Annotated in this window: 14 protein-coding genes; 6 read left to right on the top strand and 8 right to left on the bottom strand. The window is 66.8% G+C overall.

Annotated features, from left to right (window positions below; all coding sequences use genetic code 11):
• The first annotated feature begins 15 nt into the window (after positions 1-15).
• The 3 genes from IMX13_RS04790 to IMX13_RS04780 are packed head-to-tail and all read left to right on the top strand — an operon-like array spanning position 16 to position 1,847.
• The gene (locus IMX13_RS04790; protein ID WP_053517822.1) at positions 16-1,056 is read left to right on the top strand and encodes a ribonucleotide-diphosphate reductase subunit beta; all 1,041 of its coding nucleotides are present in this window, start codon (positions 16-18) and stop codon (positions 1,054-1,056) included.
• 13 nt (positions 1,057-1,069) lie between these two features.
• Positions 1,070-1,549: a flavodoxin gene (locus tag IMX13_RS04785; RefSeq protein WP_193395942.1), complete on the top strand. Its 480-nt coding sequence runs from the start codon at positions 1,070-1,072 to the stop codon at positions 1,547-1,549.
• Entirely contained in the window at positions 1,521-1,847 is a 327-nt protein-coding gene (locus IMX13_RS04780; protein WP_053517820.1) for a thioredoxin family protein, read from the top strand. Before IMX13_RS04785 ends, IMX13_RS04780 begins: the two co-directional genes overlap by 29 nt.
• A gap of 66 nt (positions 1,848-1,913) precedes the next feature.
• Here IMX13_RS04780 and IMX13_RS04775 read toward each other — a convergent pair whose 3' ends face one another.
• A complete protein-coding gene (locus tag IMX13_RS04775) occupies positions 1,914-3,245 on the bottom strand; it encodes an Nramp family divalent metal transporter (protein ID WP_180875300.1) in 1,332 nt (443 codons plus the stop codon).
• 116 nt (positions 3,246-3,361) lie between these two features.
• On the opposite strand from IMX13_RS04775, the gene mntR reads away from it, so the two are divergent.
• Positions 3,362-3,826 carry a manganese-binding transcriptional regulator MntR gene (gene mntR, locus IMX13_RS04770; RefSeq protein WP_053517818.1) on the top strand — a complete coding sequence of 155 codons (465 nt, stop codon included), beginning with the start codon at positions 3,362-3,364 and terminating at the stop codon, positions 3,824-3,826.
• A gap of 118 nt (positions 3,827-3,944) precedes the next feature.
• Here the strand turns inward: mntR and IMX13_RS04765 are convergent, their stop codons facing one another.
• From IMX13_RS04765 to fabR, 4 genes are all read right to left on the bottom strand, one after another.
• Positions 3,945-4,493 (bottom strand): thioredoxin-like domain-containing protein, encoded by a 549-nt coding sequence (locus IMX13_RS04765; RefSeq protein WP_193395896.1) that lies wholly within the window; start codon positions 4,491-4,493, stop codon positions 3,945-3,947.
• Positions 4,483-6,639 carry a TonB-dependent receptor gene (locus tag IMX13_RS04760; protein WP_193395941.1) on the bottom strand — a complete coding sequence of 719 codons (2,157 nt, stop codon included), beginning with the start codon at positions 6,637-6,639 and terminating at the stop codon, positions 4,483-4,485. The genes IMX13_RS04765 and IMX13_RS04760 overlap by 11 nt, the downstream gene beginning before the upstream one ends.
• A gap of 238 nt (positions 6,640-6,877) precedes the next feature.
• Complete coding sequence (locus IMX13_RS04755; protein ID WP_193395895.1) at positions 6,878-9,241, bottom strand: autotransporter outer membrane beta-barrel domain-containing protein; 2,364 nt, start codon at positions 9,239-9,241, stop codon at positions 6,878-6,880.
• Between the two features lie 327 nt (positions 9,242-9,568).
• Complete coding sequence (gene fabR, locus IMX13_RS04750; RefSeq protein WP_193395894.1) at positions 9,569-10,225, bottom strand: HTH-type transcriptional repressor FabR; 657 nt, start codon at positions 10,223-10,225, stop codon at positions 9,569-9,571.
• Between the two features lie 93 nt (positions 10,226-10,318).
• On the opposite strand from fabR, the gene IMX13_RS04745 reads away from it, so the two are divergent.
• Together IMX13_RS04745 and IMX13_RS04740 are read left to right on the top strand one after the other, a co-directional pair.
• Positions 10,319-11,389: a ferredoxin reductase gene (locus IMX13_RS04745; RefSeq protein ID WP_193395893.1), complete on the top strand. Its 1,071-nt coding sequence runs from the start codon at positions 10,319-10,321 to the stop codon at positions 11,387-11,389.
• A 12-nt stretch (positions 11,390-11,401) separates the two neighbouring features.
• Entirely contained in the window at positions 11,402-12,550 is a 1,149-nt protein-coding gene (locus IMX13_RS04740) for an acyl-CoA desaturase (protein WP_053517809.1), read from the top strand.
• Positions 12,551-12,577: 27 nt separating this feature from the next.
• Here the strand turns inward: IMX13_RS04740 and IMX13_RS04735 are convergent, their stop codons facing one another.
• From IMX13_RS04735 to IMX13_RS04725, 3 genes are read right to left on the bottom strand one after another with little or no spacing between them, the layout of a single operon-like run.
• Complete coding sequence (locus IMX13_RS04735; RefSeq protein ID WP_193395892.1) at positions 12,578-12,916, bottom strand: tetratricopeptide repeat protein; 339 nt, start codon at positions 12,914-12,916, stop codon at positions 12,578-12,580.
• On the bottom strand, positions 12,913-13,491 hold the full coding sequence (locus IMX13_RS04730) for a flavin reductase family protein (protein WP_193395891.1): 579 nt from the start codon (positions 13,489-13,491) through the stop codon (positions 12,913-12,915). The genes IMX13_RS04735 and IMX13_RS04730 overlap by 4 nt, the downstream gene beginning before the upstream one ends.
• Positions 13,488-14,117 carry a superoxide dismutase gene (locus IMX13_RS04725; RefSeq protein ID WP_193395890.1) on the bottom strand — a complete coding sequence of 210 codons (630 nt, stop codon included), beginning with the start codon at positions 14,115-14,117 and terminating at the stop codon, positions 13,488-13,490. Before IMX13_RS04725 ends, IMX13_RS04730 begins: the two co-directional genes overlap by 4 nt.
• Between the last annotated feature and the right edge of the window lie 23 nt (positions 14,118-14,140).

The following is a 14,140-nucleotide window of genomic DNA, read 5'->3' as shown; positions in this document are numbered from 1 at the left end:
TCAGCAGGTAACACAATGGCAACGCCGCTTGACCGCATCAAGATCCTTGAACCACGCCATCCCAATCGCAGCACCGGCATCATCAACGGCCGCACCAGCGGCATACTGAACTGGAACGACATTCCGTACCCCTCGTTCTATCGGGCGTACAAGGAACTGTCGACCAACTTCTGGATCCCCGACGAAGTGGACATGAAGCTGGACGCACGCCAGTACGGTGAACTGTCCGGACGCGAGAAGAACGCCTACGACTCGATCATCGGCCTGCTGGCCACGCTCGATTCGCCGCAGACCCGGTTCATCTACAACGTCGCCGAGTACATCACCGATCCGGCCGCGCATGCCAATGCGGCGATCATCGGCCAGCAGGAAGTGATACATAACGAAAGCTACAGCTATGTGCTGGCGTCGATCACCGATCTGCCCAACCAGAACCGGGTGTTCGAACTGGCCCGCACGCATCCGACCATCATCAGCCGCAACGCGCCGATCATGCAGGCGTACGACGACTTCATGCGCGACAAGACCGCCGAGACGCTGCTGAAGTCGCTGATCCAGTCGTCGATCCTGGAGGGCATCAACTTCTATTCCGGCTTCGCCTATTTCTACAACCTGGTGCGGCAGAACCGCATGACCGGCACCGGCAAGATCATCAGCTTCATCAACCGCGACGAGCTGGCCCATACCAAGTTCATCAGCGAGGTGATCCGCGCCATCGTCGGCGAGAATCCGGAACTGCAGACCAACGAGCTGACGGCTTACGTACACAGCGCCTTCGAGCATGCCATCACGCTGGAGACGCAATGGTCGTCGGAAGTGCTGGATGGCATCGACGGCATCGATGTGGACGAGATGGTGCGCTATGTGAAGTACCGCGCCAACAAGATGGCCGGCATGCTGGGCATCGAGCGGCTGTACAGCGATACGACCGACAATGTGATGCCGTGGATCAAGGCCTACGCCGACAACTTCACCGAAACCAAGACCGACTTCTTCGAGATGCGCAATGCAAGTTACAAGAAGACCAACGTCGACAACGGCTTCGACGATCTCTGAGCGGGGGCCGGCGCTGGGCATCCTGATCGTGGTCGCCTCGCTCAGTGGCAATACCCGGGAGCTGGGACGGCAGATCGCCGAGCGGTGTCGCGCGGCGGGTCACGCGGTGCATTGGCAGGAGGCCGACGACCTGCGCCAGCCGGCTCCGCTGGCGGCCGATGAAGCCGACCTCGTGCTGCTGGGCAGCTGGACCGACAACGCCGGGCGCACACCGGCGGAGATGAAGGCATGGGTGGCCGGCATTGCCGGGCTGGGTCAGCGGCCGCGACAGGTAGCCGTGTTCGGCACCGGTGAGACACAGTGGGGCCAGGAGTACTACTGCGGCGCCGTGCACCGCCTGATCCGCTACTTCCACAGCGGCTACCCGCCGCTGGAGATTGAACAGATGCCGCACGGCGAGCGCCACGCCGCCGCCATCGACGCCTGGACCGACGCGGTCCTGGCCCATTACCGGAGTACCACCGATGCAGATCATCGACGCCACCACGCCTGAGCAGCTCCAGCAGCTGCTGGCCGAACACCCCCGGGTCCTGGTGGATTTCCACAAGGACCAGTGCCCGGGCTGCCGGATGCTGGAGATGTCCCTGCAGCGTGTCGCCAGCAGCGGCGCGGGGCAGGGCATGACCCTGCTGCGGGTGCAGCTGGAAGTGCTGGGTGAAACCTTCTTCAGGGAGCTGGGGCTGCGCCAGACACCAACGCTTGCGCTGTTCCGTGACGGCAACGAACGCATCCGCCTGGCCGGATTCCAGTCGCCACAGCAGATCGAGGCCGCCATCGCCCTGCATCTGTAGAGCGGGGCCAGGCTCGACAGCGCTGCACGCGTGCGTCGAGCATGGCCCGGTGGCGGCCCTCGGCCGTCAGGCGCCGGCGAAGGTGTCGACCAGCAGTTTCACATTCAGTGCCACGATCACCAGCGCGATCAACCAGGCGATCGTACCCAGCCACCGCGGCGCCACCAGTGCGCCCATGGTCACCTTGTCGGTCACGATCCGCACCAGCGGAATGATCGCGAACGGCAGCTGCATCGACAGCACCACCTGGCTCAGCACCAGCAGCTTCACCGCGCCCTGGTCGCCGAACAGCACGATCACCACCACCACCGGAATGATCGCCAGCGCCCGGGTCAGCAGCCGCCGCAGCCACGGCGGCAGGCGAAGGCGCAGGAAGCCCTCCATCACGATCTGCCCGGCCAGCGTCGCGGTCACCGTGGAATTCAGGCCCGATGCCAGCAGTGCCACCGCGAACAGCGTCGCCGCGGCGCCCACGCCCAGCATCGGTGCCAGCAGCTGATGCGCCTGCTCGATGTCTTCCACGTCGAAGCGACCGTTGGCATGGAATACGGCCGCGGCCAGGATCAGGATGCTGGCATTGATGAACAGTGCCAGCGTCAGGGCCAGCGTGCTGTCGGTCACCGCCCAGCGCAGCGCGCTGCGGCGACCCTCGTCGGTACGCGGATACGCTCGGGTCTGCACGATGGAAGAGTGGAGGTACAGGTTGTGCGGCATGACCGTGGCGCCGATGATGCCGATCGCGATGTACAGGGCGTGCGGATCGGTGACCACCTGTGCGCGTGGAATGAAGCCGCCAAGCACCGCCATGACAGGCGGCGCGGCCATCGCGATCTGGACCACGAAGCAGGCGAAGATCACCATCAGCAGCGCGATGACGAAGGCCTCCAGCGCGCGGAAGCCGCGGTTCATCAGCAGCAGCACCAGCAGCGTGTCCAGCGCGGTGATCACTGCACCCCACAGCAGCGGCAGGTCGAACAGCAGCTTCAGTGCGATGGCGGTGCCGATCACCTCGGCCAGGTCGCAGGCGATGATGGCTGCCTCGCACAGCGCCCACAGGGCCAGGTTGACCGGCTTCGGGTAGCGCGCGCGACAGGCCTGGGCCAGGTCCAGCCCGGTGGCGATACCCAGCCGCGCCGAGAGCGCCTGCAGGATCACCGCCATCAGATTGGACACGAGGATGACCGACAGCAGGAGGTAGCCGAAGCGTGAGCCGCCGGCCAGGTCGGTGGCCCAGTTGCCAGGGTCCATGTAGCCGACCGAGATCATGTAGCCCGGGCCGAGGAACGCCAGCAGGCGGAACCACCAGTGGCCCTTGTCGGGTACCGCCACCGAGGCATTGAGTGCACCCAGGCTGGCCGGGGCAGGGGCCGAAGGGTCATCGGGCGCCAGGGTGTTCATGCGCTTAATATAGCCACTGCTATATCCAATAGCAATGTGAAACAATCGTCTTTATCGCGTCACTGGTCCAGAATTCAGCTTCATTCCCGGACGACTTCGGCAGGACAGGCGCACGCGTGGGCAAGAGCGACGATTCGACATCGCCAAAGAATCCCCCCTTGATCGAGGCCGAGCGCCAGGTCGAGAGCTTCCGGCAGGTGCGCGAGGCGCACCGGATGGAACTGGTGGAGGACTATGTCGAGCTGATCTCGGACCTGCTGGCCGATGGCGGCGAGGCCCGCCAGGTCGACATCGCCACCCGCCTGGGGGTGGCGCAGCCGACGGTGGCGAAGATGCTGCGGCGGCTGGCCCGCGACGGCTGGGTCGTGCAGCGGCCCTATCGTGGTGTCTTCCTGACCGCCGAGGGCGAGGCGCTGGCCCATGCCAGTCGCCAGCGGCACCAGACGGTGGAGCGCTTCCTGTTGGCGTTGGGCGTGGATGCCGATACCGCCCGGCGCGATGCCGAAGGCATCGAGCATCATGTCAGCGAGCAGACGCTGGCCCTGTTCGAAGCATTCGTGCGCAAGGCCGAGGGCGGGTAGGGCCGGTGCCCGCGATCTGAAGGGTGGCGGTAGCGCCGGGCCATGCCCGGCGGCTGCATGCGCTCGGAAGGAGGGGTAGCGTCGGGCCATGCCCGGCGGCCATGGAAGGAACCGCAGGTCACTCAAGCGGCGGGCAGCGCGCCTGTTCCTGTGCGCATGCCCCTGCCTGCCACAGCTTCAGCACCGGCTGCAGACCCTCATAGCGCCGCCCATGCCACCCCTTCGCCAGCACGCGACCTTCCGCGTCGATCAACACCAGATTGGGCGGCGCGGGGCCGGCCAGGGCCTGCAGCACCGGCATGCGCGCGGCCCTGCGCGGGTCCAGTACCGGCCACGGCATGTCCTGGCGGCGCATGTAGCGGCGCAGCGCGGCCTCGCTCTCATCCTGGCTGACGTACACCACCTCGGTGTCCGCACCGGCCTCGCGCAGTGCGTCACGCACGCTGCGCAGGGTCGGCACGAAGGCATGGCAGGGCGCGCACCAGTCCGCACCGAAGTAAAGCGCGATCAATCGCGGCGGCGGCGACCACTGCATCGGGCGAAGCGATCGCGCCTCTGGTCGCATCAGCGACGCCGAGACCTGCGCGTGCAGGTTCTCGGCCGCGACCGGCGCGGCCAGCAGCGTGCAGCCGGCGCAGAGCAGAACGCGCAGTGCTTCAGAACGCATAGCGCAGGCTGACATACCACGAGCGCGCGAAGCGTGGCCCGTAGACGTAGTCGCTGTCGCGCAGCGCGCCGACTTCAAGATCCTTCTGCCGCTGGTCGAACACGTTCTTGACTCCGGCTGTTACGGACACCTCCCGTTCGGCGCCCACCCCGAGGTGGCGATGCCAGCGGGCACCCAGGTCGGTCACCCAGAAGGCACGGGTGCGGTGCAGCTCACCCAGCCGGTTGTTCAGCACTGGCATTGAACCGGTGTGGCGCAGCGCGATGAAGGTCTCCCACGGTTCTGAAGGCAACCAGCCGAGCTGGGCCAGCCCGGTCCAGCGAGGGGTCTTGAGGTAGTCGCGGCTGTCGATCACGGTGTCGCCGCCCTCGCCGGTGTCATCGAAGATGCGCTGGGGTTCGCGGAAGCGCGAGCGGTACCACGATGCGCCCGCGGTAAGACGCCATTGCGGCGAGGGTTGCCAGCCCAGATTGGTTTCCATGCCCAGTACGTCCGAGCCCGAGGCGTTGTAGCGCAGCTGGCCGAGCTGGCCGTCGGCGCCGCGCAGGATCTCGCCCAGCGCAAAGGTGTCACGGATGCGCGCGTAGGAGGCGGTGGCGTCCCACGTCCACACGGGCTCGGCCGGATCCGAACGCCAGTCGAAGCCGAGCAGGGTGGTCAGCGCACGTTCCTCCCTCAGGCCCTCGGCATTGCGTACGCGCACCTGCTCGCCACCGAGCGTGTCCACATGCACATCCTCGACGAAGATTTCCGGTGCGCGGAACCCGCTGGCAATGCCCGCCCGCCACTTCAGGTTCTCCGTGGCCTGCCAGGCCAGGGCGACACGCGGTGAGAGCACCGCGTTGTCCAGTTCGGAACTCTTGTCCACGCGCGCGCCGATCACCAGGTCGATGTCCTCGCGCAGGCTCCATTCGTCCTGCACGAAGGCGCCCAGGTTGTGGAAGCTGGCGTCCTCCAGCACGGCCAGGCGCTGGCCGTCACCGGTCCGGTTGTCGTCGCGCAGGCGCTCGTGCTTGTACTGCACGCCGAACGCCAGGGCATGCGCGCCCAGCCGCCAGTTCAACTGGCTGTCGAGGTAATGCAGCGGATTGTGCGTGCGTCCGTATTGCCGCCAGGAGCGCGAGGCGGCGCTGCCGGCCACGGTGGGGTCGAGCTCGGAGGGATCGTATCCGGCTGCCGACGGGTCGGTGACCACATCGCCGAGACCGCCATAGAAGCTGTCGCGATCGATGTCGGCGAAGGCATAGGCGAGGCGGAAGTCGATGTCCGGGCTTACGTCCTGGTCCCAGGACACGCTGCCACGCCGGTACGTGGTGTCGAGCGATTCTGCGATGTTGGCCAGATACTCCGGCTGGTCGAGGCGGTTGCCGCCGCGCCGGCTTTCATCGGTGACCTGCACGTCCACGCGCAGCCGTGTTCCCGGTGTGGGCGCATACCAGGCCTGCAGTCCACCGACCTTGAGATCCTTGCGCGTGATCTCGGTGTAGTCATCACCGTTGTAGTCGATGCCACTGTTCCAGTTGCGCTGGGCGATCACCGACAGCCCGGCATCGATTTGCGCGGCGACCAGATCCAGCCGGGCATCTGCATTCTTCTGCGGCGTGCCACGCAGCACATCCACGCCGGCCTGCACATGGCCACCACTGCGCGAGGGCAGGGGCGGAACCAGGTTGATCACGCCGGCCACCGCGCCGGGTCCATACAGCGCCGAGCCACCGCCCTTGACCACTTCGATGCGATCGACGAAGCCGGCGGGAATCTGCTCCAGGCCGTACACGCTGCCCAGCGTGGACAGCAGCGGGATGCCGTCGAACAGCAGCTGGTTGTAGGCACCCGGCAGGCCCAGCAGCTGCACTTCGCTGGTGTTGCAGTTCTGGCAGTTGCTTTCCACGCGCAGGCCATTGATCAGTTCGACCGCACGGGAGAAATCGGTGGCCGCACGCAGCGCGATGTCCTCCCTGCGCAGCACTTCGGTACGGATCGGCACATCGGCAAGCAGGCGCTCGCTGCGCGTGGCGGTACTGACCTTGACCTGCACCCGGTCCAGCTGCGTGGGCGAGGGCGTGCCGGCTAGTACCGGGGTCGACAGGGCAAAGAAGATGGCGGTGGCCAGCGGAAGGTGGCACGGCGGCACGGCGTGGGGCATGGAGGCGTCGTCCTTGGGGAAGAGAGCGGCGAGGGCGACCTGGCTGGTGTACATGAAAGCAAATGCTCATAGATATAGCAATTGCTATATCAAGCGCGACGCTGCTTTCGTGGGCACGGCACAGGGCGCCTCATCAGGAACGAAGGTGTTATAACATTACAATAGACGACGTCACCCCTGCCGGATGTCATATCCGGCAGGGGTGTTCAGGCGCGGGTTCCGGGCGGGACGCCGGGTGTTACCAGGCGGCGCGCAGGCCGACCTGTGCACCGTGGTTGCGATAGCCGCTGTCGCCGCGCTGCACGCGCAGGTCGCCCCAGGCACTCCAGCGTTGCCCCAGCTGCAGCTGCGCGCCCGCCTGCATTTCGTAGCGGCTGTCGGGCGTCTTCGCGCTCAACAGCTCTTCGTTGAAGCGCATCGAGGGATCTCGCTGGCCGCGCAGCCAGTTGACCGCCAGGAAGGGTTGTACGCGATTGCCGCGCAGGGTGCTTTGTCCAAACAGACGCACACCCAGCCGACTGTTCAGCCCGATGCTGCGGCCATCCTCGACCCGCGTTCCGTTGTCCTCAACCAGGCTGTCACTGTCGTAGTCGGTCCAGGTCAGCTGTGCCTGCGGCTGCAGGTACAGAGTGCTGGCCTCGCGGGTGCGGATCGCCCAGGCGTAGCCGAGCTCCAGCGACGCGCTGCGGACGTCCGCATCGTAGGTTTCCGCCGCAATGCCCTCGCCCTGCACATCATTGTCGAAGCGTGCAGCCTGCACCCAGCCGTCCACGTACAGACCGCCGCTGCTCTGTGCATCCTGTACCCAGCCCAGGTACACGCCTGCCGATTTGCCCTTGATCCTGCCGCGGGTGCCATAGCCGGACAGCATGGAGACTGCGCGGGTGGTGGCGTCGCCGGTGCCGAGCATCACGCCCACCTGGCCGCGCCCGTCGCTCCAGCGCCACAGATCGCTGCCCAGCTGCAGGACGTTGAGATGCGTGCGAGCATCGACCTGGCCGGCAATGCTGGCCTGGATCTGATCGCGGCCACCACGCACCCAGGTTCCCGGGCGCGCGCGGTCGAAGCCGGGCTCGCCGCGATCGTGACGACGTACCTGGAACATCTGCTCGGCTGCGATCTGGTTGGCCAGATAGGCGCCGGGCTCCGGGCGCAGCACGGGCTCAGGCTTGGGAGGAGGAATCACCGGATCCTCCGGATCGCACTCCGGCAGGGAAGGATTGATATCGCATGGATTGCCCGTGTAGGCCGAGGTCAGGTACCAGTTGCCGTTGGCCGTCGTGGCCGAGCCTTTGTGCAGGAAGTACTCGTACATGCCGCCGATGGCGCGGCCCTGCAGCGCGAAGCTGCCGTTGCTGGCGCCATCGACCTGGACCAGCAGGATGCCGTCGACCGTCTGCGCGCCAGCGCCCGCGATGTTGTTGACAGTGACGTTGGTGGCGCCGCTGGTGGCGCCGGTCACATGCAGGCGCGAACTGGCGGCGTCGTCGCCGGCCAGCACGGTGTTGAAATGCAGGGTGCCGCCGTTGCCGGTGTAATCGCCATTGACGGTCAACTGCGGATACGCCGCCTGACCCTCCGCGCCGAGCAGGATATGGCTCCCCGCGCCGAGGGTGAGGTTGCCGGTGCTGCTGTCGCCGGACAGCGTCCAGCGTCCGCCCTGGTCGACGATCACCTCAGCCGGGCCGGTGATCTGTCCGGTCAGCACCAGCCCATCGAGGAAGCGCAGGGTCGTGCTGGCGGTATCGGCGATGACGAAGTTGCCGTTGAGGGTGGACGTGCGGGCGGTGAAATCGAGTGCCAGATCGGGGTCGACTTCCACCAGATTGCCGTTGCCACCGATGAGCGTTGCGCCGTTCTGGACGGTCAGGCGTGCCAGATCGGGAGCACGGCCAATCTCCATTCTCACCTTGACGGCGGGACCGGTGGTGCCCTCCACGCGTGATCCATCCACCAGTACATGCCAGTCCGCAGGGTCCGCATAGGGGGGTTGGCTCAGTCTGGAATTTCCCAGTAGCAGGCCGATGTCGCTACCGATGGCGGCGGAGCCATCACGCAGCTCGATCGAGCCGGCCAGGCTGCGCATGCCGATGGCTCCCGAGAAGGTCGATCGCTCGGCAACGATGGTGCCGCCACCACTGGCCTGAGCACCAATGGCGGCACCCGACACCTTGCTGTCGATGAACTGGGCGAGGCTGAGAGGCTGCGGGGTGGCGGTAATCAGCGCGCCGGTTGAAAAGCCGAAGCCGTTGGCATTCGTATTGACGATCTCCGACCTGAGGAAGCGGCCCTGCGAGTTGGTCATCGATCCTCCCGCTCCCGACACATTGCGGGTAATGGTCGTGTCCGTCGCATTGACGACGCCCCCCTCGCTGGCACCCACGCGACCCACACTGACGCCATTGAGGTTCAATGTTCCCTGGACGGAAAAATCACGGCCCTCATAGGGGCTTCCCGGATCCACCGTCAGCGTGGTGCCGGCCGGGACCGAAACTGACTGGGCATGACCTGTCAGCGGCACGCCGACGCAGGCCGCCAGGGCCAGCGCAAGCGGAGCGACCTGCGCGGGCAGGGCGCGTGAAGCGGACTTCATCGTGTACATGGGATCTCTCCAATGCGTTGGATGGGGCCCGTCCCCACAGGCCAAAGGCAACACTCTGCGGGGCGACAGCCTGCAGAGCCATGCAACTTTTCCAGAACCTGCGGCGACGTCCATCCAGCTGTGGAGGGCCTATTCAGCTGCGGAGCTCGCGCATGCTGGATAGTCCTGCTGAAGTGAAAACGGCATGAAGCCCCTGTCGAGGCGAGGCGAACCCCATTTCACCGATCTAAATCGTGATGCAAATCACAGATGACCGAGGGGGCGACGTCTCGAAATGCTGCATTGCAGCATTCCGGCGCAAAGCGGCAACGGTCTGGAGCCTGGCGATCAGCCGCGGCGGAAGGCGGCCGGGGTGCGGGCGCCGACGATGATCATGCGGATCATCGTGGAGATCTGTTCGACCAGTTCCGGATCCTTCTCCGGCGGCAGGTCCATCGCGGTGGCACCCATCGCGAACACCAGACGGGTGATCGCCTTGGACACCAGTTCCGGTGCATGCAGCACCGCGCCGTCGAGGGCCGCCAGGCGCACCAGGTCGTGCTGCAGCTCTTCCTCGAAGTAATGCAGCTCGCGTTCGACGGCGTGCTTGAAGTCATCCGAGCCGACCGCGCCTTCGCGCAGCAGGACGTGCAGCAGCTTGTCGTCCGCGCGCAGCTGCTCCATGAAGGTCTCCACTGATACCCGCACCACGCTGGTGGCGGAGGAGGTCGCGCGCTGCCGCGCCTCGCCGATGATGGTGCGCAGCGAGCGGCCGGCCACATCGATGAGGGCCACGGCGAGTTCGTCCATGTCGCGGAACTGCCGGTAGAAGCTGTTCGGCGCGATGCCTGCCTCACGCGCGACCTCGCGCAGGCTGAGGGTGGACAGGCTGCGGTGCGGGCCGATCAGCTTCAGGGCTGCGGCCAGCAGATCCTCGCGGCTCACCGTACGGCGGGCCGGGCTCTGCGCATCTTCGGGTATCGACAGGACGGTGGCAGCGGCCATGAGGGTTCCGGTGGGGCAAGGCTGAATCATACCCAATCCGGTTCAATATACACGTGTATACACAGGTGTATGTGCGCCCGTATAGTGACTGCCATGAGCGCTGTCGTCCGTCCGTCCCCGTTTTCCCTGCACCGCTGGCTGTCGCCCACGCTGTTCGATTTCTGGGCCGGCCAGCTCAATCCGTTGTGGACCCTGCGCGAGCCGTTGGCACGCCTGGTCCGGCGCGAGCCGGCCGGCGAGGGCGCGGCCACTCTGGTCCTGCGCTGCAACCGGCACTGGGCCGGCATGCGCGCCGGCCAGCACGTCACCCTTGGCGTCGAGCTTGAGGGGCGGGTATGGCAGCGCAGCTACAGCCCGACCCGGCTGAGTGGCCGCGAACTGGCCATTACCGTCAAAGCCGTGGAAGGGGGGCGGGTCAGCCAGCACCTGGTGAACCAGGCGCGGCCCGGTGACCTGTTCCGCATCGATGCCGCCTTCGGTGACTTCCATATGCCGGCCGCCGCGCCGGTGTTGCTGCTGGCGGCGGGCAGCGGCATCACGCCGATGCGCAGCCTGCTGCGCGAGGCCTGCCAGCGACCGCTGGGCGCGCCGGTGGACCTGTTCTACTGGGAACGCACAGCGGCCGCCATCCAGTTCCGTGACGAACTGCATACGCTGGCGACAGCGACGCCGGGCCTGCGCGTGCACCTGCTGACCACCCGCGAGGGCGAGGTGCCGGCCGCGCGCATCGATACCCACGCCCTGCAGATTCCCGGCGATGACACGCCGCTGGCACAGCGCCATGTACTGGCCTGTGGCCCGGACGGCTTCGTTGCCGCCGCGCGCCGCCGCCTTGCACATCAGGTGGCCGGTTTCCAGGCGGAAGCCTTCACGCCGCCCGCGCCGCTGCTGGATGCCGACGGCGAAGGCGAGGTGTCGCTGACCCTGGCACGCAGTGGGCGCCAGCTGCGCGTGCCGCGCGGCCGCTCCCTGCTGGAGAGCCTGGAAGCGCAGGGCATCAAGCCCCGGCACGGCTGCCGCATGGGCATCTGCAACAGCTGCAGTTGTGAACGCGTCAGTGGCGCTACCCGCCATCTGCGCACCGGCGATACGCATTCCGAAGCGGCACAGCCCGTACGGATCTGCGTGAGTGCGCCGACCACCGACCTGACCCTGGATCTCTGAGGAACCGTTGCCATGACCCGCGCTACCGACCGTGCCCTGAGTCCTGCCGAAATGAACGCCTTCGGCCAGGAGCTCGACGCGATCCGCGACCGTGTGATCGGCAGTCTCGGCGCGTCCGATACGCGCTATATCCGGCGCGTGGCCGCGGCCGTGCGCTGGTTCGGCGTCGGCGGCCGCAGCCTGCTGTTCCTGGCGGCGTTCTCGCCGCTGCTGTGGGCACCGCTGCTGTGGCCGGCCGCCATCGCTGGCACGCTCATGCTGGCGCTGTCGAAGATCTTGGAGAACATGGAGCTGGGCCACAACGTGATGCACGGCCAGTTCGACTGGACCGGCGACCCGAAGTTGAACGGCAACACCTACGAGTGGGACATCGTTGCCACCGCCGACAACTGGCGCAAGACCCACAACTTCCGCCACCACACCTATACCAACGTGCGCGGCATGGACGATGACATCGGCTACGGCCTGCTGCGCATCTTCCCGGAACAGCGCTGGAAGCCGTTCTATCTGCTGCAGCCGATCATCGCACCGATCTTCGCGCTGCTGTTCCAGTGGGGCGTGGCCGCCCAGGACCTGCGCCTGGGGCGCTGGCTGAAGGGCCGCATCAGCAGCCGCGCGATGTGGCTGCAGACCCGTCCGGTGGCGCGCAAGATGCTGCGCCAGGTGCTGAAGGATTACGTGCTGTTCCCGCTGCTGGCCGGCCCGTTCTTCCTGACCGTGATGCTGGGCAACCTGGTCGCCAACGGCCTGCGCAACATCTGGACCTACGTGATCATCTTCTGCGGCCACTTCACCGCTGAATCGGAGACGTTCCCCAAGGAGTGCCTGCGCAACGAATCGCGTGGCCACTGGTACCTGCGCCAGCTGCGTGGCTCGTCGAACATCAGCGGTGGTTTCCTGATCAACGTGCTGTCGGGCAACCTCAGCCACCAGATCGAACACCACTTCTATCCGGATCTGCCGGCCAACCGCTATGCGGCCATCGCCAAGGAAGTGAAGGAGATCTGCCTTCGCTACGGTCAGCACTACAACAACGGTTCGCTGCCACGGCAGTTCGGCCAGGTGGTGTGGCGCATCCTGCGGCATGCCTTCCCGAGCAAGCCGCGCCGCCTGCCGATGCCGGACATCATGACGGCGCCGGCACCGGCCAACGCGGGCTGATCGATGCGGCCGGCCTGTGCGGCCGGCTCAGCCCGCGCTCTCCTGCGGCGCCGGCTGTTCGCGCTGCAGCCGGCGCAGAAACACCTGCATTTCCTTCCGAGCCTGCTCATCGCCCTGGTGGCTGGCCACGCTGAGGCCCCGTTGCCATGCCTCGCGCGCCGCCTGCGGCTGGCCACCCGCCAGCCAGGCCTTGCCCAGCAGTTTCCACGCCGCCGAGTACTGCGGATCGAGTGCCACGCAGCGGCCCAGATGGGTCGCCGCGCGCGCCGGATCGCCGGCGTCGAGCCAACCCTTGCCCAGCCCGAAGCGCAGCAGCGCGCTGTCGTGGCCGTTGGCAAGCAGGTCCTCCAGTGCCTCGATGGTCATGTCCGCACCTCCTGCAGGGTGTCCAGCGGCCCCGGCAGGAAGCGGCCACGGTGGAACATCAGCGGCGCACCGCCGGTCTCATTGATCTCGATGATGCGGCCGGCCAGCAGCAGGTGATCACCCACCTGCCATTGCGCATGACGGGTGCAGGTCAGGTGCGCGACCGCGCCGGCGATGCGCGGCGGCGCGTCGTCTTCGTCTGGAAGCAGGGGTACGCCGTCGAAACGATTGCGCACCTGGGGATCGGCGAACGTGCGCGCCAGTGCTTCCTGGTCCGCGCCCAGCACGCTGATCGCGAAGTGCGTGGCGCGCTGGAAGGCCTGCAGGCTCTGTGCGTGCAGGGCCAGGTTCCACAGTACCAGCGGCGGCTGCAGCGACACCGGCACGAAGGAATTGATGGTCAGGCCCAGCGGTGTGCCTCGTGCGTCGCGGGTGCAGACGATGGCCACGCCGGTAGGGAAGTGGCCGAGCAGCCGCCGCAATGCACGCGGCGGCAGACTGACCGAGGGTACCGGAGCCGGGGCGGGGAAGACCCCTGCCCACGGCCCGGCGTAATGGGGAGTGCCGGCGCTCATGCGCCGCCCGCCTGGCGGTAGCGGCGACCGACTTCGGCCCAGTCGATGATGTTGAAGAACGCCCCGATGTAGTCCGGACGGCGGTTCTGGTAATGCAGGTAATACGCGTGCTCCCACACATCCAGGCCGAGGATCGGCGTGTTGCCGGACAGGCCGGCCGCCGCGCCCATCAGCGGGCTGTCCTGGTTGGCGCTGCTTTCAACCCGCAGGCGGCCATCGTGATCACGGGTCAGCCAGGCCCAGCCGCTGCCGAAGCGGGTCAGCGCCGCCTTGCTGAAGGCATCCTTGAAGGCATCGAAGCCGCCGAGGTCACGGTCGATGGCCGCCGCCAGCACCTGATCGGGCGTGCCGCCGCGTGCGCTGAGCACGGTCCAGAACAGGCTGTGGTTGGCGTGGCCGCCACCGTTGTTCCGGACCGCGCTGCGCTGGGCCTCCGGCACGGCATCGAGGCGGGCGATCAGCGCCTCGACCGGCTGTTCGGCGAGGCCGGCCTGCTCGACCGCGGCATTGAGGTTGTTGACGTAGGTCTGGTGGTGCCTGCTGTGGTGGATCTCCATCGTCCGCGCATCGAAATGCGGTTCGAGGGCATCGTAGGCATAGGGGAGCGGGGGAAGCGAGTACGACATTGAAGCAGTCTCCGTAGCGAAGG

The organism is Stenotrophomonas sp. B2, from assembly GCF_014947095.1.
Classification (GTDB): Bacteria; Pseudomonadota; Gammaproteobacteria; order Xanthomonadales; family Xanthomonadaceae; genus Stenotrophomonas; species Stenotrophomonas maltophilia_P.
This window is presented reverse-complemented; position numbering and strand designations above follow the sequence as displayed.